At 65.5% G+C, this 21,032-nt stretch carries 19 protein-coding genes, 1 tRNA gene and 1 riboswitch; of the genes, 12 read left to right on the top strand and 8 right to left on the bottom strand.

Annotated features, from left to right (window positions below; all coding sequences use genetic code 11):
• Positions 1–26: 26 nt before the first annotated feature.
• The 7 genes from ccoG to ABG80_RS09445 all read right to left on the bottom strand — a co-directional run bounded on the left by ccoG (position 27) and on the right by ABG80_RS09445 (position 7,490).
• Positions 27–1,493: a cytochrome c oxidase accessory protein CcoG gene (gene ccoG / locus ABG80_RS09475; protein ID WP_083505970.1), complete on the bottom strand. Its 1,467-nt coding sequence runs from the start codon at positions 1,491–1,493 to the stop codon at positions 27–29.
• 157 nt (positions 1,494–1,650) lie between these two features.
• On the bottom strand, positions 1,651–2,586 hold the full coding sequence (gene ccoP, locus ABG80_RS09470; protein WP_058087470.1) for a cytochrome-c oxidase, cbb3-type subunit III: 936 nt from the start codon (positions 2,584–2,586) through the stop codon (positions 1,651–1,653).
• 14 nt (positions 2,587–2,600) lie between these two features.
• The gene (locus tag ABG80_RS09465; protein WP_058087469.1) at positions 2,601–2,738 is read right to left on the bottom strand and encodes a cbb3-type cytochrome oxidase subunit 3; all 138 of its coding nucleotides are present in this window, start codon (positions 2,736–2,738) and stop codon (positions 2,601–2,603) included.
• A 12-nt stretch (positions 2,739–2,750) separates the two neighbouring features.
• Complete coding sequence (gene ccoO, locus ABG80_RS09460) at positions 2,751–3,380, bottom strand: cytochrome-c oxidase, cbb3-type subunit II (protein WP_058087468.1); 630 nt, start codon at positions 3,378–3,380, stop codon at positions 2,751–2,753.
• Positions 3,381–3,399: 19 nt separating this feature from the next.
• On the bottom strand, positions 3,400–4,842 hold the full coding sequence (ccoN, locus tag ABG80_RS09455) for a cytochrome-c oxidase, cbb3-type subunit I (protein ID WP_058087467.1): 1,443 nt from the start codon (positions 4,840–4,842) through the stop codon (positions 3,400–3,402).
• A gap of 48 nt (positions 4,843–4,890) precedes the next feature.
• Complete coding sequence (gene ccoS / locus ABG80_RS09450) at positions 4,891–5,067, bottom strand: cbb3-type cytochrome oxidase assembly protein CcoS (protein ID WP_058087466.1); 177 nt, start codon at positions 5,065–5,067, stop codon at positions 4,891–4,893.
• Positions 5,046–7,490, bottom strand: coding sequence for a heavy metal translocating P-type ATPase (locus tag ABG80_RS09445; RefSeq protein ID WP_058087465.1), 2,445 nt, complete (start codon positions 7,488–7,490; stop codon positions 5,046–5,048). Before ABG80_RS09445 ends, ccoS begins: the two co-directional genes overlap by 22 nt.
• A 128-nt stretch (positions 7,491–7,618) precedes the next feature.
• Here ABG80_RS09445 and ABG80_RS09440 point away from each other — a divergent pair, with 128 nt between their 5' ends.
• Positions 7,619–8,062: a DUF192 domain-containing protein gene (locus tag ABG80_RS09440; protein ID WP_083505974.1), complete on the top strand. Its 444-nt coding sequence runs from the start codon at positions 7,619–7,621 to the stop codon at positions 8,060–8,062.
• A gap of 44 nt (positions 8,063–8,106) precedes the next feature.
• Here ABG80_RS09440 and ABG80_RS09435 read toward each other — a convergent pair whose 3' ends face one another.
• Positions 8,107–8,913, bottom strand: coding sequence for a patatin-like phospholipase family protein (locus ABG80_RS09435; RefSeq protein ID WP_321166051.1), 807 nt, complete (start codon positions 8,911–8,913; stop codon positions 8,107–8,109).
• Positions 8,914–9,150: 237 nt separating this feature from the next.
• Here ABG80_RS09435 and ABG80_RS09430 point away from each other — a divergent pair, with 237 nt between their 5' ends.
• The 11 genes from ABG80_RS09430 (at position 9,151) to ABG80_RS09380 (ending at position 20,771) form a co-directional block, all read left to right on the top strand.
• Complete coding sequence (locus ABG80_RS09430) at positions 9,151–10,125, top strand: sulfite exporter TauE/SafE family protein (RefSeq protein ID WP_058087463.1); 975 nt, start codon at positions 9,151–9,153, stop codon at positions 10,123–10,125.
• 77 nt (positions 10,126–10,202) lie between these two features.
• Positions 10,203–11,912, top strand: coding sequence for a nitrite/sulfite reductase (locus ABG80_RS09425; protein ID WP_058087462.1), 1,710 nt, complete (start codon positions 10,203–10,205; stop codon positions 11,910–11,912).
• A 26-nt stretch (positions 11,913–11,938) separates the two neighbouring features.
• On the top strand, positions 11,939–12,445 hold the full coding sequence (locus ABG80_RS09420; RefSeq protein WP_058087461.1) for a DUF934 domain-containing protein: 507 nt from the start codon (positions 11,939–11,941) through the stop codon (positions 12,443–12,445).
• Between the two features lie 27 nt (positions 12,446–12,472).
• Complete coding sequence (locus ABG80_RS09415) at positions 12,473–13,267, top strand: phosphoadenylyl-sulfate reductase (protein ID WP_058087460.1); 795 nt, start codon at positions 12,473–12,475, stop codon at positions 13,265–13,267.
• 33 nt (positions 13,268–13,300) lie between these two features.
• Complete coding sequence (cysD, locus tag ABG80_RS09410) at positions 13,301–14,254, top strand: sulfate adenylyltransferase subunit CysD (protein WP_058087459.1); 954 nt, start codon at positions 13,301–13,303, stop codon at positions 14,252–14,254.
• On the top strand, positions 14,254–15,594 hold the full coding sequence (locus ABG80_RS09405) for a sulfate adenylyltransferase subunit 1 (RefSeq protein ID WP_235513807.1): 1,341 nt from the start codon (positions 14,254–14,256) through the stop codon (positions 15,592–15,594). The genes cysD and ABG80_RS09405 overlap by 1 nt, the downstream gene beginning before the upstream one ends.
• A gap of 30 nt (positions 15,595–15,624) precedes the next feature.
• Positions 15,625–16,452 (top strand): uroporphyrinogen-III C-methyltransferase, encoded by an 828-nt coding sequence (cobA, locus tag ABG80_RS09400; RefSeq protein WP_058087458.1) that lies wholly within the window; start codon positions 15,625–15,627, stop codon positions 16,450–16,452.
• Between the two features lie 62 nt (positions 16,453–16,514).
• Complete coding sequence (gene fdxA / locus ABG80_RS09395; protein ID WP_058087457.1) at positions 16,515–16,838, top strand: ferredoxin FdxA; 324 nt, start codon at positions 16,515–16,517, stop codon at positions 16,836–16,838.
• 38 nt (positions 16,839–16,876) lie between these two features.
• Positions 16,877–18,004 (top strand): NAD(P)/FAD-dependent oxidoreductase, encoded by a 1,128-nt coding sequence (locus ABG80_RS09390; RefSeq protein WP_235513806.1) that lies wholly within the window; start codon positions 16,877–16,879, stop codon positions 18,002–18,004.
• Positions 18,005–18,019: 15 nt separating this feature from the next.
• A riboswitch (TPP riboswitch) is annotated at positions 18,020–18,122 on the top strand.
• Positions 18,123–18,263: 141 nt separating this feature from the next.
• Complete coding sequence (locus ABG80_RS09385; RefSeq protein WP_058087456.1) at positions 18,264–20,543, top strand: TonB-dependent siderophore receptor; 2,280 nt, start codon at positions 18,264–18,266, stop codon at positions 20,541–20,543.
• 152 nt (positions 20,544–20,695) lie between these two features.
• Positions 20,696–20,771: transfer RNA gene (locus ABG80_RS09380), tRNA-Asn, on the top strand.
• Positions 20,772–21,032: the final 261 nt, after the last annotated feature.

Below are 21,032 nucleotides of genomic sequence, written 5' to 3'. Positions count from 1 at the left end.
GTATCGGTTCTGGGTTGAGGCGCCGCTCAGCGCGGCACCATGAAGGTGGATTTTTCTCTCACATCGACCTGGGGCTGGCTGCCCTGTCGCAACTGCTCGACCAGGATGGTCACACCGTGAGCGCCCGAGCCCATGCGGGCTGCAGCCTCAGGGGACACCCTCACGGCGATGGGCACCCAGCGGGCCTCGGCGGGACCGAGCACCAGGTCTTGCCCACCATCGACAAGGGGCTGAGACAGCTGCTCCACGCCGACGCGGTAACGCTGCGTGTTCTCGCTGGCGTTCATGATCTGCACGCGGTAAACATTCTCGACAAAGCCTTCATCGACCACGCGGGCCAGGGTCCCTCGGTCGCGCACGATGTCCACTCGGAACGGTGGCCGGCTGTAGAGGCTGCTGAGGAACGCCACGACGACGGCTGCCAGGATGGCCGTGTAGATGAGCACGCGCGGGCGCGTGACGCGCGACCACATCTCCTTGCGTCCCCAGCCGTTTTCCATGCTGTTGAGCGTGGCGTAGCGGATCAGCCCACGGGGTGAGCCCACCTTGTCCATGACCGAGTCGCAGACGTCGATGCAGGCCGCGCAACCGATGCACTCGTATTGCAGGCCCTGGCGGATGTCGATGCCCACCGGGCAGACCTGCACGCACAAGGTGCAATCGACGCAGTCGCCCTGGTTCAGGGCCTTGGCGTCGGCGCCACGTTTGCGCGAACCGCGCGGCTCTCCTCGCTTGGTGTCATAGCTGATGATCAAGGTGTCGCGATCGAACATGGCGCTTTGAAAGCGCGCATAGGGGCACATGTACTTGCAGACCTGCTCGCGCATGTAGCCGGCGTTGCCATAGGTGGCAAAGCCATAGAAAAGCACCCAGAAGATCTCCCACGGACCCATGCTCAGCCCCACGACCTCTGCAGCGAGAACACGAATGGGCGTGAAGTAGCCAACGAAGGTGTAGCCCGTCCACAGCGCAAAGGTGATCCAGGCAAGCTGCTTGGCCGTCTTGCGCCAGACCTTGTCGATGCTCCAGGGCGCCTTGTCGAGCTTCATGCGGCGCACGCGATCGCCTTCGATCTTGCGCTCCATCCACATGAAGATCTCGGTATAGACCGACTGCGGGCAGGCATAGCCGCACCACAAGCGCCCCGCCACCGCCGTGAACAGGAACAGCCCGTAGGCCGAGATCACGAGCAATGCGGTCAGGTAGATGAAGTCCTGCGGATACAGGACCAGGTTGAACATGTAAAAGCGCCGCGTGGTCAGGTCGAACAGCACGGCCTGGCGGTCGTTCCAGACCAGCCAGGGGGTGCAGTAAAAGACGATCTGGGTGAGCCAGACAAGCGCCCAGCGCCACTTCGTGAACCAGCCTTTGACCTCGCGCGCGTAAACCTTCTCTCCCTTCTTGTAGAGAGAGACCATCTCTTCACGCGCACCGACGGCCTGGATGGGGATGACGCGTTTGCCGGGATCCTGGTGGGGGTTGGATTCGCTCATGGAAAGACTCTGAGTCTCAAAGTGAAACGGTGGTGGACCTCATACCCGGCAGGGTATCACGCTCCACCACCGCAGTGGTTCACTGTTGGCCCGTTCTTAAGCGATGTCAACACCTGGGCCGCGCTCGTCCTGGAGTCACCTCCAGGTGAGCACAGACTCACTTGGCATCGGCCGATTGGGTCGGGTGAGACAGGCCCCACACGTAAGACGCCACCAGGCGGATCTGGTCTTCAGACAAGCGGACGTTCTGCGCAGGCATGACGTTGAGCTTGCCTTTGTTGATCATCTCGACGATGAACTGCTCGCCCCAGCCATGCAGCCAGATCTTGTCGCTCAGGTTCGGCGCACCGATGGCTTGGTTGCCCTTGCCGTCGGCGCCGTGGCAGGCCGCGCAGACCGCCTTGAACTTGGCCTTGCCCAGTTCAGCCTGGATGGAGTTGTGACCTGCACCCGAGAGGCTCAGCACGTAGTTCGCAACCTGGCGAGCCTCTTCGGCCGTGCCGACAGCTGCGCCCAGAGGCGGCATCTGCCCGTTGCGGCCATGCGTGACCGTCTCGATGATCTTCTCAGGCGAGCCGCCGTGGATCCAGTCACCATCGGTGAGGTTCGGGAAGCTCTTGGCGCCTTTGGCATCGGAGCCGTGGCAGGCCGCGCAGTTGTTCAGGAACAGGCGCTGACCGATGGCGTGGGCCTGGGGGTCGCGGGCCAGGTCTTCGATCGAAGCCGTTTTGAACTTGGCAAAGATCTTGTCCTGCTCGGCCTTGGCCTTGGCGTTTTCAGCTTCGAGCTGGCCCTTGGAGGTCCAGTTCAGCTTGCCACCCGTGACAGCCAGGCCAGGGTACAGCGCCAGGTAAGCCACGGCAAAAACCAGGGTGATGATGAACAGGTACAGCCACCAGCGCGGCAGCGGGTTGTTCAACTCACGCAGGTCACCGTCCCAGGTGTGGCCCGTGGTCTTGTCCACGTTGCCCTGGGCGTCGTAAACCACCTTGTGCTGGGCCGCGCCGATGAGCACAAAGGCGCAGTAAACCAGGCCGAACACCACGATGGCCGTGACGTACCACGCCCATCCACTCGAAATGAAGTCGCTCATGTCTGAGCCTCCAGTCAATCTTCAGACAGAGGCAGCCGGGCCGCCTCTTCAAACTGGGACTTGTTGCGGCGCGAATAAGCCCACACAACGATGCCCACGAAAACGCACAGGCACGCCACGGTGAAGATGCTTCTGAGGGTGATGACGTCCATGTGCGCTGCTCCTTATTTCACCGAGGTGCCGAGCACCTGCAGGTAGGCGATCACGGCCTCCATCTCGGTCTTGTCCTTGACCTCGTCGGCAGCAGCCTTGATCTCGGCGTCCGTGTAGGGAACGCCCACCGTGCGCAGGGCTTGCATGCGAGGGCCCACGCCTGCGGCATCAACCTTGTTGGTCTCCAGCCAGGGGTAGGCAGGCATGTTCGACTCGGGCACGACGTTGCGCGGGTTCTCCAGGTGGGCGCGGTGCCACTCGTCGGAGTACTTGCCGCCCACGCGATGCAGGTCCGGGCCGGTGCGCTTGGAGCCCCACTGGAAGGGGTGGTCGTAGACGTACTCGCCCGCCATCGAGTAATGACCGTAACGCAGGGTCTCGGCGCGGAAGGGGCGGATCATCTGCGAGTGGCAGCCGTAGCAGCCTTCGCGCAGGTAGATGTCGCGGCCTGCCAGTTGCAGCGCGGTGTAGGGCTTGAGGCCGTCCACCGGGGTGGTCGTGCTCTTTTGGAAATACAGGGGCACGATTTCGACCAGCGCACCGAAGGACACGACGATCAGCGTCAGCACGATCATCAGGAAGTTGCTGGTCTCGATTTTCTCGTGCGAGAAAAGCGCAGGCTTGTGGTTGTTGTCAGCCATGTTGTTCTCCTTGTGCGGCTCAGGCGTGGGCCGGCTGGGGGATCGGCGCGTTGACAGCGCGACCAGCCAGGACGGTCATCACGGTGTTCCACAGCATCAGGATCATGCCGCCCAGGTAGAGCAGGCCACCCGCGACGCGGATCACGTAGAAGGGATAGGTCGCCTTCACGCTTTCAACGAAGCTGTAGACCAGGGTGCCGTCGGGGTTGACTGCACGCCACATCAGACCCTGCATGACACCAGCGATCCACATCGCGGCGATGTAGAGCACGATGCCGATGGTGGCCGCCCAGAAGTGCAGCGAGATGGCCGAGACGGAGTACATCGTGGTGCGGCCGAACATGCGCGGGATCAGGTAGTAGAGCGACCCCATCGAGATCAGGCCCACCCAACCCAGGGCGCCCGAGTGCACGTGGCCGACCGTCCAGTCGGTGTAGTGCGACAGCGAGTTCACGGTCTTGATGGACATCATCGGACCTTCGAAGGTGGACATGCCGTAGAACGACAGGGCCACGATCAGGAACTTCAGGATCGCGTCATCGCGCAGCTTGTACCAGGCACCCGAGAGGGTCATGATGCCGTTGATCATGCCGCCCCAAGATGGTGCCAGCAGGATCAGCGAGAACACCATGCCGACGGACTGCGTCCAGTCAGGCAGAGCGGTGTAGTGCAGGTGGTGAGGACCCGCCCACATGTAGGTGAAGATCAGGGCCCAGAAGTGCACGATCGACAGGCGATACGAGTACACGGGCATGCCGGCCTGCTTGGGGATGTAGTAATACATCATGCCCAGGAAGCCCGCTGTCAGGAAAAAGCCCACCGCATTGTGGCCGTACCACCATTGCACCATCGCGTCCTGCACACCGGCGTAGGCCGAGTAGGACTTGGGCGCCAGCAGGCCGTCGGAGAACACCGGGATCGCGGCGCTGTTGACGATGTGCAGCAGGGCCACGGCGATGATGAAGGCGCCGTAGAACCAGTTCGCCACATAGATGTGGCGGATCTTGCGGGTGCCGACGGTGCCGAAGAAGACGATCGCGTAGGAGACCCAGACGGCGGCGATCAGCAGGTCGATCGGCCATTCGAGCTCGGCGTATTCCTTGCCGGAGGTGTAGCCCAGCGGCAGCGAGATCGCCGCCAGCAGGATCACCAGTTGCCAGCCCCAGAACGTGAACGAGGCCAGCGGGCCAGCGAACAGGCGGGTCTGGCACGTGCGTTGCACCACGTGGTAGGACGTCGCGAACAGGGCGCAGCCGCCGAACGCGAAGATCACCGCATTGGTGTGCAGGGGACGCAGGCGGCCGTAGCTCAGCCAGGGGATGCCGAAATTGAGTTCCGGCCACGCCAGTTGCGAGGCGATCAGGACGCCGACGGCCATGCCGACGACGCCCCAGAGCACCGCGGCGACGGCGAACTGCCGGACAACGGTGTCGTTGTAAGTGGCAGAGTGGGGGGTTGCCATCTTTAGTTCTCCTTTGTTACAGCGCGAATTGTGAGGGCAAACCATTAACTATTCTTGATGCCGCTCAACGTTATCCTGGGAATTGGCTTCCCCGGCTTGCAAAATTCGATGGCCTTCGGCTTCGATGTCCTCGAATTGACCACTGTGGATGGCCCAGCCCAGCACGGCCAGGATCGCCAGCACGAGCAACACGGACACGGGAATCAGGACGTAGAGGATTTCCATCGGGTGGTTCCCAGCCGCAAGGAATTGAGCACGACACCGAGCGAGCTCAATGCCATGCCCAATCCGGCTGCCCAAGGAGGCAGCAGGCCCATCAGTGCCAGGGGAATGCAGGCGAAATTGTAGACCGCCGCCCAGGCCAGGTTCTGTTTGACGATCCGCATGGCGAAACGGCTGTGCGCGACCGCCTCGGGCAAACCCGTGAGCCGTCCGTTCAGCACGATGAGGTCCGCCTGCGACTGCGCCAGCGCCGAGCCCTGGTCCAAGGCCACCGACACGTCGGCTTTCGCAAGCACAGGCGCGTCATTGATGCCATCACCCACCACGGCAACCTGCTCGCCGCGCTGCTGGGCCTGCGACATCACCTGCAGTTTGTCTTCCGGCGTGGCCTGCGCGGCGGCCACAGGCAGTTCGCCATGGGGCCCCAGGATGCGGGATGCGGCCTGCACCCGATCGTTGTGATCGCCCGACAACAGTGCGGCCTGACAGCCCAGCTCCCTCAATTGGTGCAGTGCGGGGGCAGCCTCCTGGCGGAACACCTCATCGAGCAACACCCCCACCACCGTGTCCCGCAAGAGGGAACCGTCGGGCGAACGGGCCGCCAGCCAGGCGCGGGGGGCATCGGGCTGGGTCCAGTTGCCCAGCACGGCCGGGGCATCGGCTCCCAGCACCCAGTCCTGCCGACCAAGGCGCCAGATTTGCCCGGATTCGTCTCGCGCCTCGACACCCTGCCCGGCTCGCTCGTGCAGCTCGACCCAAGCCAGCGGCGCCCAGGAGCCCGAGCCCTGCGGGCGGGCCGATTGCGCCGCCAGCACCATCGAACGCGACACCGGGTGATGGGACGCCGCGGCCAGCGAGGCGGCTCGGTGCCAAAGCCCACCCAAGCGCCCGCCGGCCAAAGGCCCTGCGCCCACCAGAGCCAGGCTGCTCACGCCGTCGGCCTGCTGCAGGCCCGTCACCAACAATTCGCTCTCGGTCAGCGTGCCAGTCTTGTCGAAATAGACTTGGCGCACCGAGGCCAGCACTTCGAGGGCGTCGATGCGGCGCACCAGCAAGCCGCGCTTGGCCATGGCCCCGGCCGCTGACAGCAGCGCGGAAGGTGCGGCCAGGGACAGCGCGCACGGACAGGTCACCACCAGCACAGACACCGCCACCCACACCGAGCGGGCCGGATCGATCCACTGCCAGACCAACGCGCCCAGCGCCGCCAGCCCCAGCACCCCCCAGAGGAACGGCGCGGCCATGCGGTCGGCGGTGCGCATCCACCCTGGCTTTTCCGTCATGGCCTGGTGCACCAACGAGACGATCTGCTGGTAGCGGGTGTCGGGCCCCAGGCGCTCGACCGAGATCCACACCGGCGCGCCCAGGTTGATCGAGCCCGCCACCACCATCTGACCGGGCTGACGGGCCACAGCCCGCGACTCGCCCGTCAGCAGCGATTCATCGACCTCGGTCTGCCCCAGCAGCACCTGGCCATCGGACGGAAAGGCCTGGCCCACGGCGACCTTGACCCGGTCGCCGTGTTTCAACATCGACAAAGGCACCGACTCGACCGCTGCTACGCGCAGGTCAACGCCCTCGCCTTCGGCCTCGCCTGCCACCGCCCGCTCGACCGCCTCGGGCAGGCGCACGCACAGGGCTTCGAGCGAATGGGTCACCCGCTCGCGGGCGCTGCTCTCCAGCCAACGCCCCATCAGCAGGAAGGCCACGAACATGGTCAAGGAGTCAAAGTAGGCCTCGTGGCCGAAGACATCCGTCTGGCCCATCGTCACGCCGGTGCTGACCACGAAAGTGGCCAGCATGCCGATGGCCACGGGCGTGTCCATGGACACCCTGCCCTGGCGGGCCGCACGCCAGGCCCCCGTGAAAAAGGGCCCGCACGAGAAGATCATCACCGGCAGGCTGAGCACCCAGTTGGCCCAGTTCATGAGCTGCCAGATGTCGGGAGGGATCTCCTGCGGTCCGGCCACGTACTGGGGCCAGGCGATCATCATCACCTGCATCATGCAGAAGGCCGCCACCGACAGGCGCCACAGCAGCATGCGGCGTTGGCGCAGACGCTCGTGGCCAGCGCGGGCGGCAGCGTCGGGCCAGGCGCGGTAGCCCACGCGCTGCACGGCGGCGACGATGTCCGACAGTTTCACCTTGGTCGGATCGATCAGGATGCGCGCGCGCTGCGAAGCGGCCTGCACCTGCACTTCGCTGACCCCCGGCACAGCCTTGATCGCGTCCTCGATGGTGATGGTGCAGGCGGCGCAGTACATGCCCGAGATGCCCAGGCCGATGCGCCGCAGCGGCCCCATCGGCAACTCCACCACGCACTGCGCAAGCAGGTCCGGGTCATCCAGGCCGGCCGCTTGCGATGCCGTCAGTTCGGGCAAGGGAGGCAGGGGCGCCTGGGGTGTCGCGGGGGCGGAGGCATTCATGAGACGGCTGCTACAGTCGGACCCGTGAACCAGCTCATCGAGACACGGAGATGACGAAAGCGGGCATTGTCAGTCAAAGCGCTCCCGGCCGGTGGCGCGTCAGGTCCAAAGCCCTGCGCGCAGGCTTGATGCAGATCATGTTGGTCTCTGGCTGCCTGGCCATGGGCAGCGCAGCCGCCCAGGACGCCCCGCAGAAGCTGCGCACCATCCAGTTGCGTGCCGGCATGCAGAACATCAGCGCCGAGCTGGCCATGACCGATCGCGAACGCGCCATCGGCCTCATGCACCGCACGCAGATGGGCACCCACGAGGGCATGCTGTTCGTCTTCGAGCGCCCTGGGGTGCAGTGTTTCTGGATGAAAAACACCCTCATCCCACTGGCGATTGCTTTCGTTGACGACGACGGCACCATCGTCAACACCGACGAGATGAAGCCCCAGACGCTGGACTCGCACTGTTCTGAGCGGCCGGTGCGCTACGTGCTGGAGATGAACACGGGCTGGTTCAAGAAGCGCGGACTGGGCCCCGGCTCGAAGCTGACCGGGCAGCCGTTCACCGCAACCGCTCGCTGAAGCACGGCAGGCCGGAGCGGCGCCCCTGGCCCTGCGGTGCGGATTCAGCGCGTGCGCGCCGTGATCCGCTCCTTGAGCTGCGGCAACACCATCAGCGCGGCCTCCCGCCCCGCCAGGATCGACAGCCGGCGCGACGAGAAATCGGCGCTGCCGATGCCTTCCAGCTTGGGGCGCATCACCACGTCGGCCTCGGCCAGTTCGTGCTGGCTGATCGCGTGCCCCATGATGTTGAAGGTCTGCAGCAGGATGTCGACCGCGCGCTTGGTCGGCTGGCCCTGCGGGATGGCCGAGATGTCCACGGCGATGACGACCTCAGCGCCCATCTGACGGGCGAAGCGCACAGGAATCGGAGAGACCGCGCCCCCGTCGATGTACTCGCGACCGTTGATGCGAACCGGCTCGAACACCGCCGGCACGGCGCTCGACGCGCGCACCGCCACACCCGGGTCGCCCCGCCTGAACAAGATGGGGGCACCGCTTTGCAGGTCGGCCGCGACGATGCCCAGCGGCAGGCGCATGTTCTCGATCTGCTTGCCGGCCGTTTGCGTGCGAATGAAACGCGCCAGCGCCTCGCCCTTGAGCAGCGAGCGCCCCGGGAAGACCCAATCGGTGATGCTCGATTCGTCAAGGGTCATGGCCATGCTTTGCAGCTCGGCGGGCGTCTTGCCGGCTGCGTAGAGCGAGGCGACCAGGCTGCCAGCCGAGGTGCCCACCACCAGGTCGGGCTTGATGCCCTGTTCTTCGAGCACCTGCAGCACGCCGATGTGGGCGAAGCCACGGGCCGCACCACCACCCAGGGCCAGGCCGATGCGGGGTGGGCGGGGAGCCAAGCGAGGGACGGCGGGCGCCACCGGCGGGGGAACAGGTGTCGCACCGGTCGTGCGAGGCGGCTCTTCGCGCGGCAGCACGGAACACCCTGCCAGCCAAACCGCCCCCCCGAGGATCAGCCCCCGGCGCAGAGCGGCCTCACCTCTTAATTCCACCTGGGAATTAACAACTTCCATAAATGTTCTTCTCATGAATAAAGACGATCTGTAGCATTCGCGCTTCCCCATTGTCACGTGGTCCGCCCCGCATTTTCCGGCCCCATGAAGATCCGCAACCTCGACCTCACCGACAACGCGATCAACGCCGAGCACACCGCGCTTGGTCTGCCGCCTGTCGAAGACGACGTCAGTCACCCCTCCGATCACCCCGTGCTGCGCATCGCCGTGTGGGCGGTGGGCTTCCTGCTCATCGGCGTGGTGGCTTACCTGGGCTCCAAGCTGTTCAACGGCCAGCATGAGCAGACCGGGATGCAACTGATCGTCGCCACCGTGATGGGCGAAGCCTTCTGGAAGGCCGTGCTGGTGGGCCTGCTGGCCCAGACGGTCGATGGCGCCCTGGGCATGGCTTACGGCATCACCTCCACATCCTTCCTGCTGGCCACCGGCTCTTCACCGGCCGTGGCCTCGGCCAGCGTGCACATCGCCGAGGTGTTCACCACCGGGGTTTCGGGCATTTCCCACGTCAAATTGGGCAACGTCAACAAATCCCTTTTTCTGCGTTTGCTGATCCCCGGCATTCTGGGTGCCAGCGCGGGTGCATGGGTGGTTTCCAGTGTGGATTCATCCATCATCAAACCCATCGTTTCAGGATACCTTTTCCTGATGGGCCTTTATATTGTCAGCAAGGTTTTCAAGAAAATCACCCCCCGCCGCGAAACCCCGAAACACGTGGCCAAACTCGGTCTGTTTGGCGGGTTCGTCGATGCGGTGGGCGGCGGCGGCTGGGGTCCTGTCGTGACCACCACCCTGGTCGGCACCGGACAAGACCCCCGCACCACCATCGGCTCGGTCAACCTGGCCGAGTTTTTCCTCACGTTCACCAGTGCGGCCGTGTTCGCCGGACTGGTGGAAGAAGGCCCCTGGCCCACGGTGGCGGGCCTGGTCGTGGGTGGCCTGTTCGCCGCGCCATTCGCCGCCTACCTCACCCGCCACCTCAAGACCAAGACCCTGCTGATGCTGGTGGGGGGCGTGATCTCCGGCATCAGCCTTTACAATCTCTACCGAGCCCTCGGCTGACCCGATAGATAGCGTCCGTGCGTCGCCTCCACCACCGGCGTCCACGGACTCATTTGTTTATTCCTACGCTGCGCACCATGTATCAATATACCGAATTCGACAAACAGTTTGTCCGCCAGCGCGCCGCCCAATTCCGCGACCAGCTCGAGCGCAACCTGGCCGGCAAACTTGCCGACGACGATTTCCGCCCACTGCGCCTGCAGAACGGTTGGTATGTTCAGCGCCACGCCCCCATGCTCCGCGTGGCCGTGCCCTACGGCGAGCTGTCGAGCAAGCAGGTGCGCCAGCTCGCGCGCATCGCCCGCGAGTTCGACCGTGGCTACGCCCATTTCACCACCCGTCAGAACGTCCAGTACAACTGGATCCCGCTGCCCAAGGCCGCCGAGGTGATGGACCTGCTGGCCGAGGTCAACATGCACGGCATCCAGACCTCGGGCAACTGCATCCGCAACATCACCGCCGACGCCAAGGTGGGCGTGGCCGACGACGAGATCGTCGATGCGCGCCCTTACGCCGAGGTGCTGCGTCAGTGGTCGACCCTGCACCCCGAGTTCGCCTTCCTGCCGCGCAAGTTCAAGATCGCCGTCAACGGCGCCAAGGAAGACCGCGCCGCCGTGGCCTGGCACGACATCGGCCTGCACCTGGTCAAGAACGATGCCGGTGAAGTCGGCTTCACGGTTCTGGTGGGCGGCGGCATGGGCCGCACCCCGATCACCGGCACCGTCATCAACGACTTCGTGCCCTGGCAGCAGATCCTCGTCTACATCGAGGCCATTGTTCGCGTCTACAACCGCTACGGTCGGCGCGACAACATGTACAAGGCCCGCATCAAGATCTTGGTCAAAGCCGAGGGCCAGAAGTTCTTCGACCAGGTCAACGCCGAGTTCAAGGACATCCTCGAGCGCGATGCCGATGGCGCAGCCCATCTGATTCCGCAGGCCGAGTTCGATCGCGTCAACGCCGGTTTTGCGTTCCCCGCTGCGGTGCAGGCCCACGTGCCGGCTGGCAACGGCCTGCCCGCCGATGCTTCTGACGCCGACAAGAAGCAGTTTGCCAAGTGGCTCGAGCGCAACGTCGAAGGCCACAAGGTGCAGGGCTACAAGTGCGTGCAACTGTCGGTCAAGCGCGTGGGCCAAGCCCCCGGCGACGTGACCGACACGCAGATGGACGCCATCGCCGACATGGCCGACCGCTTCAGCTGCGGCGAGCTGCGCGTGACGCACGACCAGAACGCGTTGCTGCCTTTCGTGCGTGAGGAAGACCTCTACGACCTGTGGCAAGCCGCCAAGGCCAACACCCTGGCCTCGCCCAACATCGGCCTGCTGTCGGACATGATCGCCTGCCCCGGTGGTGACTTCTGTGCGCTGGCCAACGCCCGCTCCATCCCCATCGCCAACGCCCTGATCGAGCGTTATCAAGACCTCGACGAGCTCTACGACATCGGCGAGATCGACCTGCACATCTCGGGTTGCATCAACTCCTGCGGCCACCACCACAGCGGCCACATCGGTATCCTGGGCGTCGACAAGGACGGCACCGAGTGGTACCAGATCACGCTGGGCGGCTCGGACGGCTCCGATCACGCGCCTGCCGCCGTGGCAGGCAAGGTGATCGGCCCCTCGTTCGCCGCAGACGAAGTGCAGGACGCCATCGAGGCCGTCATCGAGACCTATCAGGCTCAGCGCCAAGCCGGCGAGAAGTTCATCGACACCGTCAAGCGCGTCGGCATCGACCCGTTCAAGGCCGCGGCCAACGCCACCCGCCGCTCGACCGCCAAGGCCGCCTGAGCGCAGCGCCTGAAGGAGACCCCACCATGCAATTCATCGACACCCAACACGACCAATGGCGCACCGTGGGCGGCGAAGACGGCCCCATGGCCCACCCGCCCATCAAGGCCAACAGCCTGCTGACCCTGGCCCAGTGGCACGCCGTGCGCGACCAGTGGCCCGCCAAGGACGCTGCCGATCACAAGCCCGTGGGCGTGATCCTGACCAATGACACCGACATCGAGGTCATCGAAGCCGATGTGCCCAAGCTGTCGCTGGTCGTGCTTCAGTTCCCGAAGTGGACGGACGGCCGCGCCTACACCCAGGCCCACATCCTGCGTTCGCGCTACCGCTTCGGCGGCGAGATCCGCGCCACGGGTGACGTGCTGGTGGACATGATGCCCCTGCTCAAGCGCTGCGGCTTCAGCTCTGTGGTGCTGCGAGGCGACCAGGACCGCGCCATCGCCGAGCGTCAGCTGGGCTTCTTCGCCGCACGTGGCCACTACCAGGGCGACGTGAACACGACCAAGCCCGTGTTCGGTCGCGCCGCCTGAGTTCCGCGTCATCCCTGGAGACCCCCCATGAGTGAAAGCTCCTCCCTGGATTTCGGTGCCGTCTCGTCGATCGGCGGACCCGCCACGTCATCGGCCATCGGCCTGTACGCCAAGGCCAGCCCCGACTTCGAGGCCAAGCTCGCTGAAACCATCGCGCTGCTCAAGGCCGCCGCCGCTGAACACCCCGGCAAGGTGGTGCAAGCCACCAGCCTGGGCGTGGAAGACATGATCGTCACCGACCTGATCGCGCGCCACGGCATCGGCATCGCCGTGGGCACGCTCGAAACCGGTGCCCTGCACCCCGAGACGGTGGCGCTGATCGGCACCATCGAGCGGCACTACGCCGACGCCTTCAATGGCCAGGGCGTCCAGGTCGAGGTCTACAAGCCCGTGGCCGAAGCCGTGATCGAGTTCGTGCGCAAGAACGGCGAGAAGGCCATGTACGAAAGCATCGACCTGCGCAAGGCCTGCTGCGGCCTGCGCAAGCTCGAACCGCTGGCGCGCATGCTCGAGGGCCGCACGGCCTGGATCACCGGCCTGCGCCGCGAGCAATCTAACAACCGGGGCGGCATGCTGCCCCGCGAGTCGGACGACAAGGGCCGCGCCAAGTTCAACCCCATGATCGACTGGACCTGGGGTGACGTGTGGCATTACGTCAAGACTTTCAACGTGCCCTACAACCCGCTGCATGACCAGTTCATGCCGTCGATCGGCTGCGCCCCCTGCACCCGCGCCATCGCCGTGGGTGAAGACTTCCGCGCGGGCCGCTGGTGGTGGGAAGACGAGAAGGCCAAGGAATGCGGCCTGCACGTTCACAAGTGAACGTCAGCGACAAGATTCAAGAGCGAGTAAAACATGAGTGATGTGAAGCAATTGCTGGCGGAGGTCGACCACCGCCACCTGGATGCGCTGGAAGAAGAAGCAATCTTCATCCTGCGCGAAGTGGCGGCCACCTTCGAGCGCCCGGGCCTGCTGTTCTCCAGCGGCAAGGACTCTTGCGTGGTGCTGCAACTGGCCGAAAAGGCCTTCAAGATGAAGAACCCGGCCACGGGCAAGCTCGAAGGCAAGCTGCCCTTCCCGCTGGTGCACGTGGACACCGGCCACAACTTCCCTGAAGTGATCGAGTTCCGCGAGCAGCGCGTGGCCGAGATCGGCGAGCGCCTGATCGTCGCGCACATGGAAGAGTCCATCAAGAAGGGCACCGTGCGCCTGGCCCACCCGCTGGAGTCGCGCAACGGCCATCAAACGGTCACCCTGCTCGAAGCCATCGAAGACAACCGCTTCGACTGCCTGATCGGTGGCGCCCGCCGCGACGAAGAAAAGGCCCGCGCCAAGGAACGCATCTTCAGCCACCGCGACAGCTTTGGCCAATGGCAGCCCAAAGAGCAGCGCCCCGAGCTGTGGAACCTGTTCAACACCCGCATCAAGCCGGGCGAGCACTTCCGCGCCTTCCCCATCTCGAACTGGACCGAGCTGGACGTGTGGCTCTACATCGCCCGCGAAGGCATCCCGCTGCCCAACATCTACTACAAGCACGCCCGTCAGGTGATCCGCCGCAAGGGCCTGCTGGTGCCGCTGACCGAGGTCACGCCTGCACTCGAAGGCGAAACCGTTGAAACCGTGGACGTGCGCTTCCGCACCGTGGGCGACATGACCTGCACCTGCCCGGTCGAATCCGATGCCGCCAACCCGGCCGACATCGTCGCCGAGACCCTGCACGTGACCGTGAGCGAACGTGGCGCCACCCGCATGGACGACCGCACGTCCGAGGCCTCGATGGAGCGCCGCAAGAAGGAAGGTTATTTCTGATGAGCACCCCGATGACCTCGAACGTCACCCACTGCGAAGCCGGCGAAGAACTGGCTCACAAGGCCCTGCGTTTCCTGACCGCTGGCAGCGTTGACGACGGCAAGAGCACCCTGATCGGCCGCTTGCTGTTCGACAGCCGCGCCATCCTGGCCGACCAGCTCGATGCGCTGGAAAAGCGCGCCGCCGGTGCGCCCATCGACCTGTCGCTGCTGACCGACGGCCTGGAGGCCGAGCGCGAACAAGGCATCACCATCGATGTGGCTTACCGCTACTTCGCCACCAAGAGCCGCAAGTTCATCATCGCCGACGCCCCGGGCCACGAGCAGTACACCCGCAACATGGTGACCGCTGCCGCCGGCTCTGATGCCGCCGTGGTGCTGGTCGACATCACCAAGATCGACTGGAAGGCCAAGCCGGTTCCCCTGCTGACGCAGACCAAGCGCCACAGCCTGCTGGCCCACCTGCTGCGCGTGCCCTCGATCGTGTTCGCCGTCAACAAGCTGGACGCCATCGAGCAGGACACCGAAGCCGCCTTCAACGCGGTCAAGGGCTCGCTGGAAGCTTTCGCCGAACAGGCTGGCATCGTCAACAAGGGCGTGATCCCCGTGTCGGCCCTGCGCGGCGACAACGTCACCACGCCTTCGGCCAACTGGCCCTGGTACAAGGGCCCGACCCTGCTGCAGGTGCTGGAACAACTGCCCGTGGCCGATGAAGCCCACGACGGCTCGCTGCTCCACCCCGTGCAATACGTGACCCGCGACAGCGTGGGTGAAGGCGAAGCCTCGGCATCGGGCACCGGCCACCAATACCGCGCCCTGTGGGGCCGCATCGCTCACGGCTCGGTCAAGGCCGGCGACGAGGTACAGATCTTCCCAAGCGGCCAGACCGCCATCGTGGCCGAAGTGCGCCACTCGGCCCTGGTGGTCGACCAATGCGAAGCAGGCCAGTCGGCCGGCATCGTGCTGGACCGCCAGGTCGACGTCTCGCGCGGCGACTGGGTGCACACGCCCGGATCGATCAAGCCCACCGACAGCTTCACCGCCACCCTGGCCTGGCTGGACACCGAACCTGCTGCCATTGGCCGCAAGTACTGGGTGCGCCACGGCAACCGTTGGGTGCAGGCCCGCATCACCGCCATCGAAAGCCGCCTGGACATCCACTCGCTGGAAGACACCGACGCGCAAGAACTGGCCGTGAACGAAATCGGCCGCGTGACAGTGCAGACCCAGCAGCCGCTGCCGGTCGAGGCCTACACCGCCAACCGCGTCGGCGGTGCACTGATCGTGGTCGACCCCACGACCAACCGCACCAGCGGCGCGCTGCTGGTCAAGGCCGCCTGATCCGGCAGCCATCGTCACCGCACCACCACCATGGACAGCAAACCCTGCTCGCTCACCGCCGCCAAAGTCGTCTTCATCGGGGCCGGCCCCGGTGAGGCCGACCTGATCACGGTGCGTGGCAGCCGCCTGCTGGCCCAGGCCCAGGTGGTGCTGTTCGACGCCCTGGCCGATCCGACGCTGCGCGAGCTCGCTCCCCATGCCGACTGGATCGACGTGGGCAAGCGAGGCTTCTCCGGCCAGCCAGGCAGCGACTACAACGGCCAGACCCGCATCAACCAGTTGCTCATCGAGCAGTCACTGGCCGTGGGCGCCATCCATGGTGAACGCGGCCTGGTGGCCCGCCTCAAGGGTGGCGACCCCAGCCTCTTCGGCCGACTGGAAGAAGAGCTGCATGCCCTGCGCGAAGCTGGCATCGCCAGCGAGGTGGTGCCTGGGGTGACCTCGGCGCTCGCCGCTGCAGCGGCAACCCAACGGCCCCTGACCCGCCGGGGCTCTGGCCGCAGCGTGAGCTTCACCACGGCCATGACCCGCACCGGCGACCTGCAATGCGGCATGGGCCCCGGCCAGCGCGCCGACACCGAGGTCTTCTACATGGCGGGCCGGCAACTGGCCCCGCTCAGCAAAGGCCTGCTGGACGCAGGCTGGCCTGCCGGCACGCAAGTCAGCGTGGTCTCCCGAGCAGGGTGGCCCGACATGCGCCACACCCTGCACACAGTGGGGACACTCGATGACGCTTCCTCGGTGCACGCCGGGCGCCCCACGCTCGTCATCGTGGGCGCGGGCGCGACCGCCATCCCTGAAGCGCCCTTGACCCACATCACCCTGTGCGGCGAAGGCACAGGCGCCACCGAGGCTTGATGCCCCTTCAAGCCCCGGTAAAATCCCACCCGCAAGATCAACCCCCTCACCCGAGACCTGTCATGACTCACGTCGTCACCGAAGCCTGCATCCGTTGCAAATACACCGACTGCGTGGACGTTTGCCCGGTGGACTGCTTCCGCGAAGGCCCCAACTTCCTGGTGATCGATCCCGACGAGTGCATCGACTGCGCCGTCTGCATCCCCGAGTGCCCCGTCAACGCCATCGTCCCTGAAGAGGACGTGCCCGGCAACCAGCAGCAGTACATCCAGATCAACGCCGACCTGGCCAAGAAGTGGCCCAGCATCACCAAGCGCAAAGAGCCGCTGCCCGAAGCCGACGAGTGGAAGGACAAGACCGGCAAGCTGGACCAGTTGATCCGCTGAGCCCCGATCTTCGCGCGCTGATGCCATCGGTGACCTCGATGCCCCAGACCGATGCCCTGGTCATCGGCGCGGGCCCGGTGGGCCTGTTCCAGGCCTTCCAGCTTGGGCTGCTGGGCCTGAAGGTCGAGGTCGTTGACGTGCTGCCACAGGCGGGGGGCCAATGCATGGCCCTCTACCCTGACAAACCCATCTACGACGTGCCCGGCGTGCCCCGCTGCACCGGGCGCGAACTCACAAGCCTGCTGCTTCAGCAGGCTTCGCCTTTTCTGCCACCCGATGCGAACACGGGCCAGCGAGCGCACCTGCACCTGGGCCAACAAGTCGAGTCGCTGAGCCAGGTCGATGGTGGCTGGCAAGTGCGAACCTCCACCGCATGGACCTGCCAGGCGCACTCGGTGGTGATCGCAGCTGGCGCGGGGGCCTTCGTGCCACGAGGCCTGGGCGTGCCCGAACTCGATGGCGCGGCCAACCTCAGCCACCAACTGCCGGGCGAATTCGCAGCAGAGCCACAGGGGGACGGACGAGAACGCCACCTCGACGCATCGCCCCCCGCCTGGGCAGGCCAGCACCTGGTCATCGCAGGTGGTGGCGATGAAGCGCTGAACGCCGTGCTCATCGCCTCACGTGCGGAGCCCGCGCACCGTCCCGCTCGCATCACCCTGCTCCACCGCCGCGACGCCTTCCAGGCCGAAGCCGAGGTCGAGGCCGAGGTGCGCGCGCTGATTCAATCGGGCGACGTGCAGCTGGTGCTGGGCGTGCCCCAAAGCGCTCGACTGAGCTCGGCAAGCACCGGCCCAGGCCGCCACATCGAAGCCCTGCAACTGCTGGGCGCCGACGGTCACCCTTTCGAACTGCCGCTGGACCACCTGCTGGTGCGCCTGGGCCTGAGCCCCAAGCTCGGCCCTTTGACGCAATGGGGCATGGCCCTCGAGCGCAAGCAGGTGCGCGTGGACACCGCCACCTTCGAGACCTCGCTGGCAGGCGTGCACGCCGTTGGCGACATCAACACCTACCCGGGTAAAAAGCGCCTGCTGCTGTGTGGCTTCCACGAGGCCACGCTGGCGGCGCACGCCATCGCCACGGCGCTCAACCCGGATGCGCCGCCCCACCTGCTCTACACCACGACGAGCCCGGTGCTCCACCAGCGCCTGGGCGTCAAAGGCTGAGGCGCGCCTACAATCTCGACCTGCTAGGGGTGCGGCCCGCGTTGCGCGGCGCCGCTGAGAGAGTCCCTTCGAACCTGATCGAGGTCGTCCTCGCGTAGGGAAGCCAGTTCGTCGTGCACGCGCCATCACGCTGGCGCAAGCGCCCTCAACCGGGCCACGACCGGGTGCCGCCAGTTCCCAGGCCGCGCCCGCGACCAGGCAGACCCCATGCGAACGACCGTGTCCCCAACCGGTGCTCCCACGCCATGGAGTTGTCTGCATGAGCCCTCGTCTGTCGCCTTCCCTTTCACGTCCCGCCCCCACCCTGCAACGCCCGCTGGCGATCGCAGCGCTACAGGCCTGCTGCCTGGCATCGCTGAGCGCGACGGGCCTCGAAGCCATGGCCCAGCAAGCCCGGGATGGCGCTGCCTTGCCAGTCGCCCAGACGGCCACTGACAACAACGCGACTGAAAGCACGCTGCCTGGCACCACGGTCAGCGCCCCGGCCAACCGCCAGGCCCGCGCCCGTATCAGCGGCCTGGGCGACACGCCCGGCTGGCAAGCGCCCGTGCAGGCGCAAACTTTTGGTCAGGCCGTTTTGCGCGATGCAGGCATCACCCGCCTGGCCGACCTGATCAAACTCGACGCCAGCCTGACCGATGCCTACAACGCCATCGGCTACTGGGACAGCATGAACGTGCGCGGCTACAAACTGGACAACACGCTCAACTACCGCCGCGAGGGCCTGCCGATCAGCGGCGAGACCCGCATCGCTCTGGACAACAAGGCCGGCATCGAGCTGTTCAAGGGCACGAGCGGCATGCAGGCGGGCACCAGCGCGCCGTCGGGCTTGGTGAACTACGTCGTCAAGCGACCCGATGTCAGCCTCAGGGAAGTCACCCTCGGGCTGAACGACCGCGGTGGCTGGCTGATGGCCACCGACCTGTCCGAGCGCTTTGGGCAGCAACGTGAGTTCGGCCTGCGCGTCAATGCTGCGCACGAAGAACTGCGCCCCACCACGCAGGCAGCCGACGGTCGACGACGCCTTGCTGCGGTGGCTGGCGACTGGCGCTTGACCCCCGATGCACGCCTCGAAGCCGAGTTCGAGCACAGCTTCCTGACCCAACCCAGCGTGCCTGGCTACAGCTTGCTGGGCCGTGCGCTGCCGTCCGCCAAAGCGCTCGATCCGACCACCAACTTCAACAACCAGGCCTGGAGCCGGCCGGTCGAGATGCAGGGCAACACGGGCAGCCTGCGCTGGAGCCAGAACTGGGGCAAGGGCTGGCGCAGCCAGGTGAGCTACGGCGAGCAGCGATTGCAGTCCACGGACCAAGGCGCCTTCACGTTCGGCTGTGGTGCCGAAGGGAACTACGCGGCACATTGCTCGAACGGCACCTTTGACCTGTATGACTTCCGCTCGCCAGGTGAGCACCGTCGCACCCGTGCGTGGCTGGCATCGCTGCAAGGCAGGGTAGAAACCGGCATCGTCCGTCATGACCTCACGCTGGGCGCGCTGCGCTCGCGTCATGACACAGACATGCAGCAGGCGGCATACAACTACGCCGGCGAGGGCAACATCACCGGCCAGTTCACCACCCCCGAGGCGCCCCTGCCTCTGGACTACGCCAACACCCTGCGCAGCGAGCGCAGCACGGAGTTCAGCGTCGTCGACGCTCTCAGCCACGATGGCCCCTGGCGCGCCTGGGTGGGCCTGCGACACACCCAACTGCAACGCGACACCGAGCTCACCGACACCAGCGCCAACCGCAGCGCCTCGCTCGACGAGAGCGTGACCACGGGCTGGGCCGCGATCGGCTACCAACTGGCCGAGCAGACTCAGGCCTACGTCAGCTGGGGGCAAGGCATCGAAGCCACGGCGGCACAGAACCCGGCACCCTCGACCTTCATCGCCTACACCAATGCGGGTCAGGTGCTGCCGACTCGCCGCAGCCGACAGCTCGAAGTCGGCCTGAAGTCGGCCGCAGGTGGCCACCAATGGGGCGTCAACGCCTTCCAGATCCACCGCCCTGTGGCCGACCGGATCACCCAGGACGATGGCCTGGGCGGCATCCTCTACACCTACCTCAACGATGGCGAGGCGGTTCACCGCGGCATCGAGGCCTCGTGGCAATGGCGCAGCGCCTCCTGGCAAACGTCGCTGGCGGGCGCCCTGCTCGACACCGAGCGCCGGGGCAGCCAACGCACCGACGTCAACGTCAATGGCAAGCCCGCCACCAACGTGCCCGAACACACCCTGCGTGCATCGGTGGCCTGGCGCGTGCCGGGCTTGGAATCGACCTGGCTGCAGACCGACGTCATCCACGAAGGCCCTCGCGCCATCACCGCCGACAACAGCCTGCGCCTGTCCTCCTGGACACGCACCGACCTGGGCTTGCGCACCGCCACAACGCTGGCCGGCAGCAACGTCGTCTGGCGCCTGAACGTGCACAACCTCTTCAACCTGCGCAACTGGCGCGAAGCCCCGACCTACAGCGACCACGTCTACCTGATGCCCCAGGCGGCTCGCAGCGTGAGCGCAACGGCCAGCGTGTCGTTCTGATGAAGGCGCCCATGGCGCGTGGCTGTCGCAAAGCTTCAACACCCGCGCCAAAAACGCCAGAACTTGCGACCGGCAGGCAAAAAGTGCTATAGTTGCGTTCTCGGTTGATGACGAGTTCAGAGAACTTGAAAGCAACCAAGAAACCGACACATTCCCCGATAGCTCAGTCGGTAGAGCGCCGGACTGTTAATCCGTAGGTCCCTGGTTCGAGCCCAGGTCGGGGAGCCAAAAAAGACTAAGCGTGACAAGCGTTTAGCAGCGAAAGCCACCCAAGCGGTGGCTTTTTGCTTTTGGGCTTATGAGACGCATGTATGGGACGCGTCTCATATACAGGCCGCACACTGTATAAACTCAAGGGGTATCCTTTTAGCTCCAGCAGCCCCGGAGTACTGGATGGATATCCAGCATATCGCAAGCCCAGAGGCAGGTAAAGACCACCCGTCCAATTGGAACGATTTCCTCGACTGGTTCAGCTCCGAGGATGCCTGT

Source organism: Aquabacterium parvum (genome assembly GCF_001447195.1).
Taxonomy (GTDB): Bacteria; Pseudomonadota; Gammaproteobacteria; order Burkholderiales; family Burkholderiaceae_C; genus Aquabacterium; species Aquabacterium parvum.
Note: the sequence above shows the minus strand (reverse complement) of the source record. Positions and strands in the feature narration are given on the sequence as shown.

Excerpts from the sequence above, each read along its gene's own strand:
- ccoG (WP_083505970.1), bottom strand. The coding sequence starts at position 1,493 with ATGAGCGAATCCAACCCCCACCAGGATCCCGGCAAACGCGTCATCCCC.
- ccoP (WP_058087470.1), bottom strand. The coding sequence starts at position 2,586 with ATGAGCGACTTCATTTCGAGTGGATGGGCGTGGTACGTCACGGCCATC.
- ABG80_RS09465 (WP_058087469.1), bottom strand. The coding sequence starts at position 2,738 with ATGGACGTCATCACCCTCAGAAGCATCTTCACCGTGGCGTGCCTGTGC.
- ccoO (WP_058087468.1), bottom strand. The coding sequence starts at position 3,380 with ATGGCTGACAACAACCACAAGCCTGCGCTTTTCTCGCACGAGAAAATC.
- ccoN (WP_058087467.1), bottom strand. The coding sequence starts at position 4,842 with ATGGCAACCCCCCACTCTGCCACTTACAACGACACCGTTGTCCGGCAG.
- ccoS (WP_058087466.1), bottom strand. The coding sequence starts at position 5,067 with ATGGAAATCCTCTACGTCCTGATTCCCGTGTCCGTGTTGCTCGTGCTG.
- ABG80_RS09445 (WP_058087465.1), bottom strand. The coding sequence starts at position 7,490 with ATGAATGCCTCCGCCCCCGCGACACCCCAGGCGCCCCTGCCTCCCTTG.
- ABG80_RS09440 (WP_083505974.1), top strand. The coding sequence starts at position 7,619 with ATGCAGATCATGTTGGTCTCTGGCTGCCTGGCCATGGGCAGCGCAGCC.
- ABG80_RS09430 (WP_058087463.1), top strand. The coding sequence starts at position 9,151 with ATGAAGATCCGCAACCTCGACCTCACCGACAACGCGATCAACGCCGAG.
- ABG80_RS09425 (WP_058087462.1), top strand. The coding sequence starts at position 10,203 with ATGTATCAATATACCGAATTCGACAAACAGTTTGTCCGCCAGCGCGCC.
- ABG80_RS09420 (WP_058087461.1), top strand. The coding sequence starts at position 11,939 with ATGCAATTCATCGACACCCAACACGACCAATGGCGCACCGTGGGCGGC.
- ABG80_RS09415 (WP_058087460.1), top strand. The coding sequence starts at position 12,473 with ATGAGTGAAAGCTCCTCCCTGGATTTCGGTGCCGTCTCGTCGATCGGC.
- cysD (WP_058087459.1), top strand. The coding sequence starts at position 13,301 with ATGAGTGATGTGAAGCAATTGCTGGCGGAGGTCGACCACCGCCACCTG.
- ABG80_RS09405 (WP_235513807.1), top strand. The coding sequence starts at position 14,254 with ATGAGCACCCCGATGACCTCGAACGTCACCCACTGCGAAGCCGGCGAA.
- cobA (WP_058087458.1), top strand. The coding sequence starts at position 15,625 with ATGGACAGCAAACCCTGCTCGCTCACCGCCGCCAAAGTCGTCTTCATC.
- fdxA (WP_058087457.1), top strand. The coding sequence starts at position 16,515 with ATGACTCACGTCGTCACCGAAGCCTGCATCCGTTGCAAATACACCGAC.
- ABG80_RS09390 (WP_235513806.1), top strand. The coding sequence starts at position 16,877 with ATGCCCCAGACCGATGCCCTGGTCATCGGCGCGGGCCCGGTGGGCCTG.
- ABG80_RS09385 (WP_058087456.1), top strand. The coding sequence starts at position 18,264 with ATGAGCCCTCGTCTGTCGCCTTCCCTTTCACGTCCCGCCCCCACCCTG.